Annotated in this window: 13 protein-coding genes; 5 read left to right on the top strand and 8 right to left on the bottom strand. The window is 72.4% G+C overall.

Going from position 1 to position 15,900, the window contains the following annotated elements:
- Nucleotides 1-226: 226 nt before the first annotated feature.
- Complete coding sequence (locus tag AB0O53_RS14795; protein WP_350994544.1) at nucleotides 227-1,021, bottom strand: VOC family protein; 795 nt, start codon at nucleotides 1,019-1,021, stop codon at nucleotides 227-229.
- Between the two features lie 396 nt (nucleotides 1,022-1,417).
- Here AB0O53_RS14795 and AB0O53_RS14790 point away from each other — a divergent pair, with 396 nt between their 5' ends.
- Nucleotides 1,418-2,065 carry a TetR family transcriptional regulator gene (locus tag AB0O53_RS14790; RefSeq protein WP_031150426.1) on the top strand — a complete coding sequence of 216 codons (648 nt, stop codon included), beginning with the start codon at nucleotides 1,418-1,420 and terminating at the stop codon, nucleotides 2,063-2,065.
- Between the two features lie 88 nt (nucleotides 2,066-2,153).
- Here the strand turns inward: AB0O53_RS14790 and AB0O53_RS14785 are convergent, their stop codons facing one another.
- Together AB0O53_RS14785 and AB0O53_RS14780 are read right to left on the bottom strand one after the other, a co-directional pair.
- On the bottom strand, nucleotides 2,154-2,627 hold the full coding sequence (locus tag AB0O53_RS14785; protein ID WP_365196025.1) for a nitroreductase family deazaflavin-dependent oxidoreductase: 474 nt from the start codon (nucleotides 2,625-2,627) through the stop codon (nucleotides 2,154-2,156).
- Between the two features lie 44 nt (nucleotides 2,628-2,671).
- The gene (locus AB0O53_RS14780; RefSeq protein WP_365195798.1) at nucleotides 2,672-3,946 is read right to left on the bottom strand and encodes an acyl-CoA dehydrogenase family protein; all 1,275 of its coding nucleotides are present in this window, start codon (nucleotides 3,944-3,946) and stop codon (nucleotides 2,672-2,674) included.
- Nucleotides 3,947-4,222: 276 nt separating this feature from the next.
- Between AB0O53_RS14780 and AB0O53_RS14775 the strand changes: the two genes are divergently transcribed.
- Nucleotides 4,223-5,416 (top strand): thiolase C-terminal domain-containing protein, encoded by a 1,194-nt coding sequence (locus AB0O53_RS14775; protein WP_350994549.1) that lies wholly within the window; start codon nucleotides 4,223-4,225, stop codon nucleotides 5,414-5,416.
- Between the two features lie 471 nt (nucleotides 5,417-5,887).
- Here AB0O53_RS14775 and AB0O53_RS14770 read toward each other — a convergent pair whose 3' ends face one another.
- Together AB0O53_RS14770 and AB0O53_RS14765 are read right to left on the bottom strand one after the other, a co-directional pair.
- On the bottom strand, nucleotides 5,888-9,379 hold the full coding sequence (locus AB0O53_RS14770) for an Ig-like domain-containing protein (protein ID WP_365195795.1): 3,492 nt from the start codon (nucleotides 9,377-9,379) through the stop codon (nucleotides 5,888-5,890).
- Nucleotides 9,380-9,587: 208 nt separating this feature from the next.
- Nucleotides 9,588-9,794: a DUF4287 domain-containing protein gene (locus AB0O53_RS14765; RefSeq protein ID WP_359129413.1), complete on the bottom strand. Its 207-nt coding sequence runs from the start codon at nucleotides 9,792-9,794 to the stop codon at nucleotides 9,588-9,590.
- A 101-nt stretch (nucleotides 9,795-9,895) separates the two neighbouring features.
- Between AB0O53_RS14765 and AB0O53_RS14760 the strand changes: the two genes are divergently transcribed.
- Nucleotides 9,896-10,582, top strand: a complete 687-nt coding sequence (locus AB0O53_RS14760; protein WP_350994555.1) for a pyridoxine/pyridoxamine 5'-phosphate oxidase — start codon at nucleotides 9,896-9,898, stop codon at nucleotides 10,580-10,582.
- Here the strand turns inward: AB0O53_RS14760 and AB0O53_RS14755 are convergent.
- Together AB0O53_RS14755 and AB0O53_RS14750 are read right to left on the bottom strand one after the other, a co-directional pair.
- On the bottom strand, nucleotides 10,531-10,992 hold the full coding sequence (locus tag AB0O53_RS14755; protein ID WP_350994557.1) for a Zn-ribbon domain-containing OB-fold protein: 462 nt from the start codon (nucleotides 10,990-10,992) through the stop codon (nucleotides 10,531-10,533). The two genes, AB0O53_RS14760 and AB0O53_RS14755, sit on opposite strands and share 52 nt — an antisense overlap.
- The gene (locus tag AB0O53_RS14750; protein WP_350994559.1) at nucleotides 10,989-11,441 is read right to left on the bottom strand and encodes a DoxX family protein; all 453 of its coding nucleotides are present in this window, start codon (nucleotides 11,439-11,441) and stop codon (nucleotides 10,989-10,991) included. Before AB0O53_RS14750 ends, AB0O53_RS14755 begins: the two co-directional genes overlap by 4 nt.
- A 191-nt stretch (nucleotides 11,442-11,632) precedes the next feature.
- On the opposite strand from AB0O53_RS14750, the gene AB0O53_RS14745 reads away from it, so the two are divergent.
- Nucleotides 11,633-12,814 (top strand): flavin-containing monooxygenase, encoded by a 1,182-nt coding sequence (locus AB0O53_RS14745; protein ID WP_365195790.1) that lies wholly within the window; start codon nucleotides 11,633-11,635, stop codon nucleotides 12,812-12,814.
- A 30-nt stretch (nucleotides 12,815-12,844) separates the two neighbouring features.
- On the opposite strand, the gene AB0O53_RS14740 is transcribed toward AB0O53_RS14745, so the two are convergent.
- On the bottom strand, nucleotides 12,845-13,354 hold the full coding sequence (locus tag AB0O53_RS14740; protein WP_365195787.1) for a hypothetical protein: 510 nt from the start codon (nucleotides 13,352-13,354) through the stop codon (nucleotides 12,845-12,847).
- A 280-nt stretch (nucleotides 13,355-13,634) separates the two neighbouring features.
- Here AB0O53_RS14740 and AB0O53_RS14735 point away from each other — a divergent pair, with 280 nt between their 5' ends.
- Nucleotides 13,635-15,869 carry an acetate--CoA ligase family protein gene (locus tag AB0O53_RS14735; protein WP_365195785.1) on the top strand — a complete coding sequence of 745 codons (2,235 nt, stop codon included), beginning with the start codon at nucleotides 13,635-13,637 and terminating at the stop codon, nucleotides 15,867-15,869.
- Nucleotides 15,870-15,900 lie beyond the last annotated feature (31 nt).

The following is a 15,900-nucleotide window of genomic DNA, read 5'->3' as shown; positions in this document are numbered from 1 at the left end:
CCGTACGGGCCACTCACCGGGCCCGCTCCCACCGGCACGGGGCCGTGCCCCGTGCAGCGTCTCATTCCGGGGCGCTGCCCGGGTCGCGCAACCCCGATTCTGTCAGGCCCGGGCCGGGTCCGGCCCCGGCACGGCGAGCAGCGCGGTGTGATCTGCTCGGCGGGGTGTCGAGTGACGGGCTCGGCAGGGCGTCGGGTGGTGCGTGACGGCGGTGCGTACGCGGCGGTTACGCGTCCGTCTCGGTGCGGGGTTCCGAGAGGAGCCCGAAGACCGCCCCCTGATTGTCCGCGACGACCGCGATCCGCCCGTAGGGGGTGTCGAAGGGGTCCGCGGTGACCCGGCCGCCGAGCCGCCGGGCCGTCGCCACCGCCCGGTCGCAGTCCGGGACGGCGAAGTAGACGAGAAAGTGCGCCGGCATGATCTCCGGGAAGGCGTCGGTGATCAGGCTGCGCCCCAGTACGGCGGTGTCCGTGCCGGGTGCCTTGCCGGGCGGGGACCAGATGCGGTACTCGACGCCGGCGTCGTCCTGGTCCTGCGGGACGTAGCCGAAGACCTTCGCGTAGAAGACGTCCACGGCGTCGCGGGCCCGGGTGTAGACCTCGCTCCAGCAGTACGTGAACGGCTCCTGCTGGGCCTCGAAGCCGTGGTGGGTGCCGGGCTGCCACAGCCCGAAGACGGCCCCGCCGGGGTCCGCGGCCATCGCGGCCGTGCCGTACGGGCCGACCGGCATCGGGTCCATCACCATCTGGCCGCCGGCGGCCCGGATCCGCTGGGCGCAGGCGTAGGCGTCGGTGGTGTAGAGGTAGACGCCCCAGACCGTGGGCATCCGGCCGTCGGGCTTGGGGGCGAGCGCGGCGACGTTGCGGCCCCGGCTGTAGGCCTGCGTGTAGTGGCCGTACTCGGCGCCCGCGCTGTCGGCGAAGGTCCACCCGAAGAGTTCGCCGTAGAACCGCTTGCCCGCCTCGACGTCCGGAAGCGAGGCGTCCACCCAGCAGGGTGCGCCCTCCACGAATGCGGCCATGGCCCCGGTTCCTTCCGTTCTGCGGGGGTGTGTACCCTCCCACCTCGTCCGGCTCTCCCAGCCATGATCTGCCCGAAAACTTGTCCACAGCCTGTTGATAAGACTATTCGGGGGAAAGCTCGCGGAACGGGGCGACACGCCCTGACCGTGACGACGGGGCGGACGCGGGACGACTGCGGGGCGGACGCGGGGCGGCTGTGGGACGGCTGCGGGGCGACCGCGGGCCGGCTGCGGTGGCGGTTACGGAGCGGCATCGGCTTCACTACGGGGCGCATCCGGCCGGAAATCCCCTCCGCGGCCGCCCCGGGACGGGGCTACCGCCCAGGCCAGGGACCCCGTAACCCCATTTGCAGGCGGCCGAATAGCGCGCCGATCACCCCTCGGTAAGCTGACGGCATGACAGGACAAGTACGCACCGTCGACGGGCGTGTCGCCGGCCGGCGCGGCCAGGCGACGCGGCAGAAGCTGCTCGACTGCCTCAGCGAGATGCTCAGCTCCTCGCCGTACCGCGACGTCAAGGTGATCGACGTCGCCCGCAAGGCCGGTACCTCCCCCGCGACCTTCTACCAGTACTTCCCGGACGTCGAGGGCGCCGTCCTGGAGATCGCCGAACAAATGGCCACCGAGGGCGCGCAGTTGACGTCGCTCGTCGAGGGCCGGACCTGGGTCGGCAAGTCCGGTTGGTCAGCCGCCGAGGAACTCGTCGACGGCTTCCTGGAGTTCTGGCGTCGCAACGACGCGATCCTGCGCGTGGTCGACCTCGGCGCGGCCGAGGGCGACAAGCGGTTCTACAAGATCCGCATGAAGATCCTGAACTCGGTCACCAACTCCCTGACGGAATCGGTGAAGGAGCTCCAGGCCAAGGGCAAGGTCGACAAGGACGTCAGCCCCGCCGCGATGGCCGGCTCCCTGGTCGCGATGCTGGCCGCGGTCGCCTCGCACCAGAAGGGCTTCCAGACCTGGGGCGTCAAGCAGGCCGAGCTCAAGCCGAACCTGGCCCTGCTCGTCCACCTCGGCATCACGGGCAAGAAGCCGACCAAGTAGCGGCGGACCCACTCCGGGTCCGCCGCCGCCCCGGCCGGCTCCCCGTCCGGCTCCCCGTCCGGGGGGTTGCGCCACGGTCCGCCCGAGATCAGCGACGCTCCAGGCGGAACAGCCGGATCTCACGCTCGATGCGCGCCTGGTACGTCGCGTACGGCGGCCAGAACCTCAACACCGCCTGCCACGCCGCCGCGCGCTCCTCACCCGCCAGCAGCCGGGCCCGTACGGCTATGTCCTCGCCTTGCCAACTCACGTCCGCGTCCGGGTGCTTGAGCAGGTTCCCGGTCCATGCCGGGTGCCCGGGGCGGCCGAAGTTGGACCCGATCAGGATCCAGCTCGTCCCGCCGTCCTCCGGCATGCACGCGAGCGGCGTGGTGCGCGGTTCGCCGGTCTTCGCGCCCTTGGCGGTGAGGATCACGCCCGGCAGCATCTGCGCGCTCAGCATGACCTTGCCGCGGGTGAGCCGGTGCACCGCCTTGTCCATGGCGGGAATGAAGTGCGGTGCGATCTTGGCGAACAGCATGGTCGAGGAGACCTTCTGCATCAGCTTGACGCCGGGAGCCATGCGAGCCGTGCGAGCCGTGCGAGCCGTGCGAGCCGTGCGAGCCATCAGACGGTCACCTTCTCTTGTGCGGACGAGGCGCCTTCCGCAGTGGTGGGTGTGAGTGCGGAGGTGGGTGCGGGTGCGGGTGCCGGTCCGAACAGGCCCGCGCGGTCGGCGGCGTGCGCCCGCAGCCGGTGCACCGGGCCGAACAGCAGCTCGTCGGAGGCCGCCCGCTTGAAGTACAGGTGAGCGTCGTGCTCCCAGGTGAAGCCGATGCCGCCGTGCAGCTGGATCGCCTCCCCCGCCGTCATCCGCAGCGCCTCCAGGGCCTGGGCGAGTGCGAGGCCGCCCTGATCCGGGTCCCAGGCGGCGTAGTAGGCCGCCGAGCGGGCCGCCTGCACCTGGACGTACAGGTCGGCCAGCCGGTGCTTGACCGCCTGGAAGGAGCCGATCGCCCGGCCGAACTGCTCGCGCTGGCGTACGTACTCCACGGTGCGCGCGAGCGCCTGGCCGGCCGCCCCGACCGCCTCGGCGGCGAGTACGGCGGAGGCGGTGCGCCCGGTGGCGGCGAGTGCACCGAGTACGTCGGCCTCCTGCGCCTGCGCAGCCGGATCGCCGAGCAACTCTGCGGGCACGTCGCGCAGTTGGATCCGGGCTTGCGGGCGGGTCTCGTCGAGCACGGTCTGCCGGGACCGTACGAGGCCGGGCGCGTCCTCCCGTACGAGGAACAGCAGCGTACGGCTGCGCGCGAAGCCGCCGGTGTGCGCGGCGACCAGCAGCAGCGGGGCGCTGTGCCCGTCGAGCACCTGGGCGGCCTCCCCGTACAGCCGCCAGCCGCCACCGGCGGCGTCGGCGTCGGCGTCGGCGCGGGCCTGGACCCCGCCGGCCCGGCCGCCGCCGGACCACTGGCCGGCGGCGTCCTCGCCGGTCAGCGCGAGGGCGGTGGCCAGTGCCGGGCCGGGGACGGCGAGGGCGGCGGTCAGCCCGCCCGACGCCAGCGGAGGCAGGAGCGCGGAGCACTGGGCGTCGGTGCCGAGGGCGGCGATCAGCGGCGCGCACAGCGCGGCGGTGGCCAGCAGCGGTGAGGGCAGCAGCGCCCGGCCGGTCTCCTCGCAGGCCAGCGCCAGGTCGGCGGGTCCGCAGCCGACCCCGCCGTACTCCTCGGCGACGGCGATACCCGGCAGCCCGAGCTGTCGGGAGAGCTGCTGCCACAGCTCGCGGTCGTACCCGTCGGCGGTGCGGACCGCGGCCTTGACCTCGTCGGGGCCGCAACGCTTGCCCAGGATCTCGCGCAGGGTGCGCCGTATCTCGTCCTGCTCCGCGGTGAAGGCGGCATCCATCGTCGGGCTCCTCCCGGGGGCGCCTCCCGGCGGCAGCCGAGGGGGCGTTTCTGACGGGGCGTCATGTTAGGGCGGCGGGCGACAGATGCACAGGGGGTGACGGGGGTGGGTTGCTTGGGGGGCGGATCGCTTGGGGGGGCTGCTTGGGGGGCGCGCCGCCTGGGGGCGGATTGCTTGGGGGCGCGTCGCTTGAGGGGGGGCGTGGGTGCGCGTTGCGTGGGGGTGGGGTGGGTCGGGGGCTGGTATCTGACGATACGTCAGATGTACCGTCCTCGTATGCCTGGACTCACACCTGGAACCACCCCCCGCCCCCGTCGGCGGGTCGCGGTGGTCGGCGTCGCCCTCTCGGACTGCGGCCGGGTGGACGGCCCCACCCCCTACGCCCTCCACGCACAGGCCGCCCGCCGCGCCCTGGCCGACTCCGGCCTGGACCGCTCCGTCGTCGACGGCTTCGCCTCGGCCGGCCTCGGCACGCTCGCCCCGGTCGAGGTGGCCGAGTACCTCGGCCTGCGCCCCACCTGGGTCGACTCCACCTCCGTGGGCGGCTCGACCTGGGAAGTCATGGCCGCGCACGCGGCGGACGCGATCGCCGCCGGACACGCCAACGCCGTCCTGCTGGTCTACGGTTCCACGGCTCGCGCCGACATCAAGGCCCGGCGCCGCACGTCGAACCTCTCCTTCGGGGCGCGGGGACCACTGCAGTTCGAGGTCCCGTACGGCCACACGTTGATCTCCAAGTACGCCATGGCCGCCCGCCGCCACATGCACCAGTACGGAACGACCCTGGAGCAGCTCGCCTCGGTCGCCGTACAGGCCCGGGCGAACGCGGCGACCAACCCCGACGCGATGTTCCGCGACCCGATCACCGTCGAGGACGTCCTGTCCGGCGAGATGATCGCCGACCCCTTCACGAAGCTGCACTGCTGCATCCGCTCGGACGGCGGCTGCGCGGTGCTCCTGGCCGCGGAGGACTACGTACCCGACACCGCGAAGGCCCCGGTGTGGATCCTGGGGGCGGGCACCTCCGTCTCCCACACCACCATGTCGGAGTGGGAGGACTTCACCGTGTCCCCCGCCGCCGTCTCGGGCCGCATCGCTTTCGAGCAGGCGGGTCTGACCCCCGCGGACGTGGACCTCGCGGAGATCTACGACGCCTTCACGTACATGACGCTGGTGACCTTGGAGGACCTCGGCTTCTGCGCGAAGGGTGAGGGCGGGGCCTTCGTGGAGAAGGGCCGGCTGCTGCGCGACGGGGAGCTACCGGTCAACACGGACGGAGGCGGCCTGTCGGCCTGCCACCCCGGCATGCGCGGGCTGTTCCTCCTGGTCGAGGCCGTGCGTCAGCTGCGCGGCGAGGCCGGGGCGGGCCAGGTGACCAAACCCGGCGGCCGCCTCCCCGAGGTGGCCCTCACGTCGGGCACGGGCGGCTGGTTCTGCTCCTCGGGGACGGTCCTGCTGGGGCGGGGTTAGCGGTTTAGCGGGGCGGCGGGGCAGCGGGGCAGCGGGGGTGGAGGAGCGGTGTTTCGCCGGGGCGGGGGTCGGAGTTGTTCTGGGGGTTTTCCCGTCCGTCCGATGGTTTTCCGGGTCGTGCCGGTCCCTCAAGGGCGCTCCTGCGTCGCGTCGCGTTGCGATGGCCTTCGGCCACCCTTGACCGCCCGTCCCGCCCCGGAACTGCAAGGACCGGCGGAAAACCCCAAAAGAACGAGCCGGTCTCAGATTCAGGGGCGCGGTGTCGGCGCTGCCCGGGCAGCGCCCGGAGCGCACCAGATCGCTACGCGCTCCTGCCCGACGGCGTCAGCAGGCCTCGCGGGTCGGGGGGCCGGGGGGCCGGGGGGCCGGGGGCACAATGCCGCTGCGGCCCGCACCTGGTGGGTGCGGGCCGCAGCGGCGTTGCGAGTTCAGGTACGCCGGTACTCACGGCGGACCCGTCGTGCGGTCACCTCATGCGTCGTGGGGGCGGTGGTGCGGCCATCCCTTGTGGGGCGGCCAACCCTTGTGGTGGGGGCGGTTCCGCGACTGGATGGTCACGGTCACCGGCTCACTGCGAACCGTCGCGCCGTTCGCGCTCGTGGTGACGGCGACGAAGGTGTGCTGGCCGTTGGTGCCGGCAACACGTCCCTTGCACGCCCACTGCCCGTTGGCGTTCACCCTGGCCGTACAGATGACCTTCCGGCCTTCCAAGACGGTGATCCGGGTTCCCGGAACGCCGGTTCCGGCGAAGGGCAGCGTGCACCCCGGCTGTTCCGCACGCTCCGTGGCGTTCGGCCCGGCCGCCTGGCAGTCCCTGATGGTGCTGCCGTTCGCGGGGGTGGTGATGACCGGGACCGTGGGGGCGGTGGTGCTGATCGTGAGCGTGATCGGCGCGCCTTCGGTGCGGTTGCCGGCCGGGTCGGTCGCCGTGGGGACGATCGTGTGCTGACCGGCTGTCAGGGCGGTGGTGGGGGTGCAGCTCCACTGACCGTTGGCACCGACCGTCGCGGTGCAGATCGTGGTGCCCGACTCGGTCAGCGTCACCGTGTCGCCCGCAGTACCGGTGCCGGTGAACGTGGGTGTGTTGTCGGTCGACGAGGTGCCATCGGCCGGAGAGGTGATGACGGGCGCGGTGGGAGCCTGGGTGTCGATCGTGACCGTGATCGGCGCGCCCTCGGTGCGGTTGCCTGCCGGGTCGGTGGCGGTGGGGAGGATCGTGTGCCGACCGTCCGACAGGGCCGTGGTGGGGGTGCAGCTCCACTGGCCGTTCGTGCCCACTGTGGCGGTGCAGACCGTGGTGCCCGACTCCGTCAGCGTGACCGTGTCACCCGCAGTACCGGTACCCGAGAAGGCGGGTGTGCTGTCCGTCAGTGTGCTGCCGTCGGTGGGCGAGGTGATCACCGGGGCCGTGGGGGCCTGCGTGTCGATCGTCAGGCTGATCGGCGCGCCTTCGGTGCGGTTGCCGGCCGGGTCGGTCGCGGTGGGGAGGACCGTGTGCAAGCCGTCGGACAGGGCCGTGGTGGGCGTGCAGCTCCACTGGCCGTTCGTGCCCACTGTGGCGGTGCAGACCGTGGTGCCCGACTCCGTCAGGGTGACCGTGTCACCCGCATCGCCCGTGCCTGAGAACGTCGGCGTGTTGTCCGTCAGCAGGCTGCCATCGGCAGGCGAGGTGATCACCGGAGCCCCGGGGGCCGTGGCGTCGATCGTGACCGTGATCGGAGCGCCTTCGGTCCGGTTACCGGCCGGGTCGGTGGCGGTGGGGAGGACCGTGTGCCGGCCGTCCGACAGGGCCGTGGTGGGGGTGCAGCTCCACTCGCCGTTGGCGCCGACTGTGGCGGTGCAGACCGTGGTGCCCGACTCGGTCAGGGTGACCGTGTCGCCCGCGGTACCGGTGCCGGTGAACGTCGGGGTGTTGTCGGTCAGTGTGCTGCCGTCGGCCGGAGAGGTGATCACCGGGGCCGTGGGGGCCTGCGTGTCGATCGTCAGGCTGATCGGCGCGCCTTCGGTGCGGTTGCCGGCCGGGTCGGTCGCGGTGGGGAGGACCGTGTGCCGACCGTCGGACAGGGCCGTGGTGGGGGTGCAGCTCCACTCGCCGTTGGCGCCCACTGTGGCGGTGCACACCGTGGTGCCCGACTCCGTCAGGGTCACCGTGTCACCCGCATCGCCCGTGCCCGTGAACGTCGGCGTGTTGTCCGTCAGCGTGCTGCCGTCGGCAGGGCTGGTGATGACGGGGGCCGTGGGGGCCTGCGTGTCGATCGTCAGGCTGACCGGCGCGCCCTCGGTGCGGTTGCCCGCCGGGTCGGTCGCCGTCGGGAGGACCGTGTGCTGGCCGTCCGACAGGGCGGTGGTTGGGGTGCAGCTCCACTCGCCGTTCGCACCCACCGTCGCGGTGCACACCGTGGTGCCCGACTCGGTCAGGGTCACCGTGTCGCCCGCGGTACCGGTACCGGTGAACGTGGGCGTGTTGTCGGTCAGTGTGCTGCCGTCGGCAGGGCTGGTGATCACCGGGGCCACGGGAGCGGTGGCGTCGATCGTCAGGCTGACCGGTGCGCCCTCGGCCCGGTTGCCCGCCGGGTCGGTCGCCGTCGGGAGGACCGTGTGCTGGCCGTCCGACAGGGCGGTGGTCGGGGTGCAGCTCCACTCGCCGTTCGCGCCGACTGTGGCGGTGCAGACCGTGGTGCCCGACTCCGTCAGGGTCACCGTGTCACCCGCGCCGCCCGTGCCCGTGAACGTGGGCGTGTTGTCGGTCAGCGTGCTGCCGTTCGCGGGCGAGGTGATCACGGGAGTGGTGACCGGGGCCACGGTCGTGGTGGCCGTGGAGCGGTTGTTCGCCGCGTTGGGGTCGCGGTCGTTGCCGGTCACCTCGGCGGTGTTGGCGATCGACGTGACACCGCCGGCCGCGGCGGTGCCGGTCAGGGAGATGGTGTTGCCGGAACCGCTCGCGAGGGCTCCCGAGGTGCACGACAGCCTGCCGGCCGTGATCGAACACCCGGGGGTGGTCGTCGCGGCGTTCTCCAGGCCGGGCGGAATGGTGTCCGTGACGGTGTAGCCGGAAGAGGCGTCGGGGCCGTCGTTCGTCACGGTCATGGAGTACGAGATCGCCCCGCCCGGGACCACGCGAGCCGGACCGGTCTTCGTCATCCGCAGGTCCACGCTGGAGGCGAAGCAGGAGGTGGCGTCCAGGTTCGCGAACTGGGTCGGCGACGCCTGTGTGGACAGCAGGGTGAACGTCGGGGTGGCCGATGCGGGGTTCACCACCTGCACGCGGTACAGGTTGCCGCCGTTGGAGACGAACCCGAGGTCGCCGTTGCCGTAGGTGAACATGCCCCCGTAGTTGGGAGCGGCCGGGAGTGTTCCGGTGAAGTTGGTCGTCGTCCCCGTGGCGGGATCGATCCTGACGATCGCCCCCGCGGGTTCCGCACCCCAGAAGAAGCCGTTCGCGAAGGTGAGGTCCGAGACCCGGACGGTCTGGGAGACGTTGAGGGTCTGGGCGAGCGTGGCGGTGGCCACGTCGATCCGGTAGATCGCCGGCCTGCCGGCCTGCGTGACCCAGTAGTTCCCGTTCCCGTCGAACCCGCCCGCGGCGTACGGGGCCGTCTGCGCGGGCAGTCCGGCGACCGCGCCGAGGGTGACCGTCGATCCGTCCGGGTTGATCTCGATCAGGTTCTGCGTCCCTCCCTGCAACCCGTACATGATGTTGGTCGACGGGGCGATGCCGATCGCGTTGTAGAGCGGCTGGGACGGGCCCACCGGGGAGAAGGTGATCGTGCCCGCGCCCGGGGCGCCGGTGTAGAGCTGGACGGCGCTCGGCCCGCTGACGACCATGATCTGGCCGTTGCACGGCCAGGGTGTCTGCCGGGCCCGTTGGGCGTTCGCCGGGCCCTTGGCGGGGGTCGTCGCGGCCCGGGGTTTCGCCGGTGCCTGGATCGGCATCGCCTGTGCCAGCGCCGGCGTCCACGTCATGGCAACGGTGACGGCCAGTGCCGCCACCGCTCGCCAACGCTTTGGTTCTACTCGGATTGCAATCACCTCTATGGGGGCTCACCTGATGCGAAATAACGCAGCCGGCCCATCCGAGCATTTGCAGAACCTTGAGTGCCTTTGTATCGTTATGCGCCCCGCCAAGATCACCACCGCGCAGTAGCCCGGACGCACCGATCGGCCTACGCCGCTACTTGCCTCCCGCCAGCGTGTGGGCGACGAGGGCGTTGGCGTGACCGTGGCCCAGTCCGTGTTCCGTCTTCAGCCAGGCGACCAGTTCCATGTGCTTCGTCAGGGGCGACGAGCGGATCAGGTCCTGCCATTCACCGATCGGGCGGCCGTACTTCTTCTCGATGGAAGGGAAGTAGCTGGCGGGGCCCTTGACCTGCTCGGACATGCTGTGTCTCCTTCGTCGATGCCATGCCTGTGAGAGGTAGACCGTCCCCGGTGCGGAAACTCATCGGTCGCGGGGGAGGGATCATGGTGTTCGATGGCCGCATGAGCAGCGAGACGACCGCGAGCGCAGCCGGTGACGCCTTCCACTCCACCCTGCACTCCCTGCGGGTGTGGGACTCCCCCCTGCCAGGCTTCGACACGGAGGCCGCCCCCGCCGAGCCCGTGGCCCTGTTCCGGGAGTGGCTCGTCCACGCCGCGCGGGCGGGCCAGGCCGAGCCGCACACGATGAGCCTGGCGACGGTGGACGGTGAGGGCCGGCCCGACGTGCGGACGCTGATGCTGCACGACGCCGACGTACGGGGCTGGCACTTCGCCTCGCACGTCACGAGCGCCAAGGGGGTGCAGCTGGCCGCGCACCCGGAGGCGGCGCTCGGCTTCTACTGGCCGTCGGTGGGCCGGCAGGTCCGGATCAGGGGTCGGGTCACGGCCTGCGGTCCGGAAGAGAGCCGCGCGGACCTGGCGGTCCGTTCGCGGGGTGCGCTGGCGGCCGCGCTCACGGGGCGTCAGAGCGAGGTGCTGGGCTCCGTGGAGGAGTTGGTGCGGGCTTCGGAGGCCGCCTGGGAGCGGGCCGGGGCGGAGCCGGACGCGCCGGCTCCGACCTGGACGCGGTACGTGCTGGACGCCGCCGAGGTGGAGTTCTTCCAGGGTGATGCCGCCCGCCGGCACACCCGCCTGCGCTACCGGCGCACTGCCGACGATTCCTGGCTGCGCGAGCTGCTCTGGCCCTGAGCGGGCCGGAACACCGCGACCCGCACCCCGTCCACCGCCTCGCGGAAGGTGACCGTCAGGGGCATGCCGATGCGCAGGCCGGCCGCCTCGCAGTCGACCACCTCGGTCATCATCCGCGGGCCTTCGGCCAGGTCGACGACGGCGGCCGTGTAGGGGACGCGGGTGCCGAAGGGCGGGAGGTCGTTGCGGTGGATCACCGACCACGTGTAGAGGGTGGCCCGGCCGCTCGCCTCCTCCCAGGCGACCCGGTCCTCGCCGGCCCAGCAGAACGGGCAGAACTCGCGCGGGTAGTGGTGCGCCCGCCCGCAGTCGGCGCACCTGCGCAGCAGGAGCCGGCCCTCGGCGGCCGCGGCCCAGTAGGGCCGGGTGAAGTCGTCGACCTCCGGGAGGTCGTACCGCGCGCCACTCACAGGAACAGTCCGATCGCCGCGTCGAGGGACCAGGTCTGCCAGGACATGGCGAGGAGCGCGACGAGCGAGATGAGCGCCATCATCGCGTTCTGCCCCTGCTCCGCCCAGTCGTGGATCATCAGCACGAGGTAGAGGAGGTTCAGCAGGAGTCCGCCGATCAGGGCGACCGGGGTCAGGAAGCCGAACACCAGGCCCAGGCCGAGGGCGAGTTCCGCGTAGACGACGATGTACGCCATCGCCTTCGGCCGGGGTGCGACGACCAGCTGGAAGCCGCCCTTGACGAAGGTCCAGCGGTGCTTGTTCGCGACGTCGGCGGCCCACGCGATGCCGGTGCCGCGTTCGAACCAGCCCTTCTTGTCCTTGTGCCGCCAGCTCTCCAGCCACCACAGGCCGAGGCCTATCCGGAGCACGGCGAGCCATTCCGCCCCACTGAGCCAGATGGTCTGCATCGGCAGCCCCCACCCCTCTCCACTGATCTGACGGTACGTCAGTTCAGCGGATGCGGGCCGATCCCGCAAGGCCCCGGTCCGCCACGGCTCCCGCGCGCCCGCCGTCGACGGCCCCGCCCGTGACCGATCCGCAATCGATTCCCTCCTTGTCCGAGACCCATCAACCCAGCGTGGCGATACGATCACACCTCATGCCCGCAGTCCCCACACCAGCAGTCGACATGACCACCCAGCCCCGCCCCGTGTACGTCATCGGGGCCGGCCCCGGCGGCCTCGCCGCGGCCGCCGCGCTGCGCGCACGCGGGATCCGCACCGTGGTCGTCGAGAAGTCCGACACCGTCGGCGCGTCCTGGCGGCGCCACTACGACCGGCTGCACCTGCACACCACGCGCCGGCTGTCCGCCCTCCCGGGCCTGGCGATGCCGCGCCGGTTCGGTCGCTGGGTCTCCCGCGACAACGTCGTGCGCTACCTGGAGAAGTACGCCGAGTTCCACGAGCTGGAGCTCGTCACCGGCGTCGAGGTGACCCGGATCGAGCCCGACCCCGGCGACGAGGGCGGCTGGACCCTGCACGCCAGCGGCGGGCGGGTGCTGACCGCCGCGGCCGTCGTCGTCGCCACCGGCTTCAACCACACGCCCAGGCTGCCCGACTGGCCGGGCCGGGAGTCCTACGGCGGCCGGCTGCTGCACGCCGCCGACTACCGCAACCCCCAGCCGTTCGCCGGTCAGGACGTCCTCGTCGTCGGCGTCGGCAACACCGGCGCCGAGATAGCCGTCGACCTCGCCGAGGGCGGCGCGGCCCGGGTGCGGCTCGCCGTGCGCACCGCCCCGCACCTCATGCGCCGCTCCACGGCCGGCTGGCCGGCCCAGCGCAGCGGGATCCTCGTCCGGCGGCTGCCGGTGCGGCTCGTGGACCGGCTGGGCGCGCTCGTGGCCCGGGCCTCCGTCCCGGACCTGTCGGCGTACGGGCTCCCGCGCCCCTCGACCGGCCTCTACAGCCGGGTCAAGCAGGGGGCGATCCCGGTGCAGGACGTGGGCCTGATCGACGCGGTGCGCTCCGGCTCGGTGGAGCCGGTGGCCGCCGTGGAGTCCTTCGACGGGCCGGAGGTGGTCCTCGCGGACGGCTCGCGGATCGCCCCGGACGTGGTCGTGGCGGCCACCGGCTACCACCGCCGGCTGGAGGGGCTGGTCGGCCACCTCGGGGTGCTGGACGGGCGCGGCCGGCCCCGTACGCACGGCGCCCGCGCCGCCGCGGGGGCCGACGGCCTGTACTTCACCGGTTTCACCAACCCCATCAGCGGGATGTTCCGGGAGATGGCCCGGGACGCGGAGAAGATCGCCAAGGCGGTGGCCCGGCGGACGTCCGGCTCCTGAACCGGGCGCACCGGCCCGCCGTCCGGCGGGTCACAGGAGGTGGTCCAGGTCGTACAGCCGCTGGTGCCACCAGGCGCCCCTGCGGTGCGGCTGCCGGTGGGCGAACGGGTCGGGCACGGTCCGGCGCCACAGCTCCTCGTCCAGTACGGCCAGCCGGGCGGCCAGTTCCCGGCGCGGCCAGGGCGGAAGCCTGCTCGCGACCAGGTCGAGGAGGTCCCGGGCCACGGCGATGTCGTTGCGCAGGTCGCACGACTCGCAGGCGCAGTAGTCCCGCCGCAGGTACAGCCGGCGGCCCGGCAGGGCGAGGAAGTAGCGGCAGGTGTCGAGAGCGGTCCGGGTCGCCCCGGGCCAGAGCCCCTCGTCGTACGGGCGCCGGCATTCCTCGCGGTGGATCGCGGCGACCGTCCGGGGGGAGAGCCGGTCGATCCGGGTGGGCCACGGTCTGGGCGGCTCGGCGTACCAGCAGCCGCCGGCACCCGTGTACCTCTGCAGGGGTAGTGCTCGTTGCGCGCGAACCGCGCTGGGCCGCTTACGCGGCATGGGCCTTTCGGACAGCAGTCATGGGTGAATGATCACACCGCCGCGGAAGAACTTCCAGAGCCGGCGGGCGGCGGGCGCGCCGGTCCGGACCGCGGGGCGGGCGATCTCGGCCGGAAGTGCACTCTGGACCCGCTCCTTCGGAGTCTGTCACCGTTCACCACATCACCTCCACCAGCTTTCCTGCGCAGCACTGTTCCTGACGGCACGTCAGTTCAGTAATCTGACTACACGTCAGTTATTGAGTTCCATCGAGGTTCATCGAGCAGGAGCGGGCGGAACGATGCTTGGATCTACTCACGGCACCCTCACCACCGACTTCCGCGCACGGGTCGAGGCCTGCGGGGAGACCCCCAGGACGGCCGTCCATTCGTCGGCGGCGCCCTCCGCCGACGACGCCGTCCCCGTGGACGTCAGCGGACGGCCGCTGCACGCCGACGTGCCCGACCTGGACCGGTTCTTCCGGCCCGAGTCCGTGGCCGTCATCGGCGCCTCCGACGCCGAGGGCAGGCCCAACACCGGCATCACGCGCCAGCTCATCGCCTGGGCGGACCGCGTCGGCGCCCGGATCCACCCCGTGCACCCCACCCGCCCCACCGTCTTCAGGCTGGCCTGCCACGCCTCCGTCGCCGACCTGCCCGAACAGGTGGACCTCGCCGTCCTGCTGGTCTCCGACCCACTGCCCGTCATCGAGGAACTCGCCGACACCAAGGTGAAGTTCGCCGTCGCCTTCGCCTCCGGTTTCGCCGAGACCGGCGGCGAAGGGGCCGCCGCCCAGGAACGCCTCGCCGCCGCGGTCCGGCGCTCCGGACTGCGCCTGCTGGGCCCCAACACCAACCTCAACGCCTTCGAGGAGTTCCGCGACGACCTCGACGGCCCGGCGATCGCCCTGATCACCCAGTCCGGGCACCAGGGCCGGCCCGTCTACACCCTCCAGGAACTGGGCATCCGCCTCTCCCACTGGGCGCCGACCGGCAACGAGGCCGATCTGGAGACCTCCGACTTCATCTCCTACTTCGCCGAGCAGCCCGAGGTGGGCGCCATCGCCTGCTACGTCGAGGGCCTCAAGGACGGCCGGTCCTTCCTCCTGGCCGCCGACCGGGCCGCCCGCAACGGCGTCCCCGTCGTCGCCGTCAAGGTCGGCCGCACCGAGACCGGCGCCCGCATGGCCGCCTCCCACACCGGGAAGCTGACCGGAGCCGACACCGTCGTGGACGCCGCCATGCGCCAGTTCGGCGTGATCCGCGTCGACGGCCTGGACGAACTCCAGGACACGGCCGCCCTCCTCGCCCGGGCCCGCCGGCCCCGGGCCGACGGCGTCGTCGTCTACTCCATCTCCGGCGGCACCGGGGCGCACTTCTCCGACCTGGCCACCGAGGCGGGCCTGACCCTGCCCACCCTCTCGCAGGCCAAGCAGGACGAACTCCACCAGTGGATCCCGCCGTACCTGAACGTCGCCAACCCCGTCGACAACGGCGGCCACCCCGTCGGCGACTGGCGCGGCCGGAAGATCATCGACGCGATCCTCGCCGACCCGTCGGTGGGCGTCCTCATCTGTCCGATCACCGGCCCCTTCCCCCCGATGAGCGACAAGCTCGCCCAGGACCTGGTGGACGCCGCCGAGCAGACCGACAAGCTGATCTGCGTGATCTGGGGATCCCCGGTCGGCACCGAGGACGCCTACCGCACCACCCTCCTCGGCTCCTCCCGCGTGGCCACCTTCCGGACCTTCGGCAACTGCATCACCGCCGTCCGCGCCTACCTCGGCCACCACCGCTTCACCACCCGCTACCGCTCCCCCTTCGAGGACGCGCCGCGCACGCCGTCGCCCTCGTACCGCAAGGCGCAGGCCCTCATGCGGCCGGGACAGCAGCTCAGCGAGCACGCCGCGAAACAGCTCCTGCGCGCCTACGGGATACGCGTGCCCCGCGAGCAGCTGGTGACGAGCGCGGCGGCGGCCGTACGCGCCGCCGGGCTGGTCGGCTACCCGGTGGTGATGAAGGCCTCCGGCCCGCAGCTCGGCCACAAGACCGAACTCGGCCTGGTGAAGATCGGCCTGACCTCCGCCAGCCAGATCCGCGACGCCTACCGGGAGCTGACCGACATCGCCCGCTACGAGAACGTCCCGCTCGACGGGATCCTCGTGTGCCAGATGGTGGAGCGGGGTGTGGAGATGGTCGTCGGGGTCACCCAGGACGACCTCTTCGGCCCGACCGTCACCGTCGGGCTGGGCGGCGTCCTCGTCGAGGTCCTGCACGACGCGGCGGTGCGCGTCCCGCCGTTCGGCGAGGACCAGGCCCGGGCGATGCTCACGGAACTGCGCGGCCACGCCCTCCTGGAAGGCGTACGGGGCGCGCCCCCGGCCGACGTGGACGCGCTGGTGGAGGTCATCCTGCGGATCCAGCGGATGGCCCTGGAGTTCGGCGACGAACTCTCCGAGCTGGACATCAACCCCCTGATGGTGCTCCCCCGCGGCCAGGGCGCGGTCGCCCTGGACGCGCTGGCCATCTGCCGCTGACGCCGCGCCCGCCGCGCCCGCCGCCACCTCC

It is taken from the genome of Streptomyces erythrochromogenes, from assembly GCF_040684695.1.
Taxonomy (GTDB): Bacteria; Actinomycetota; Actinomycetes; order Streptomycetales; family Streptomycetaceae; genus Streptomyces; species Streptomyces erythrochromogenes_C.
This window is presented reverse-complemented; position numbering and strand designations above follow the sequence as displayed.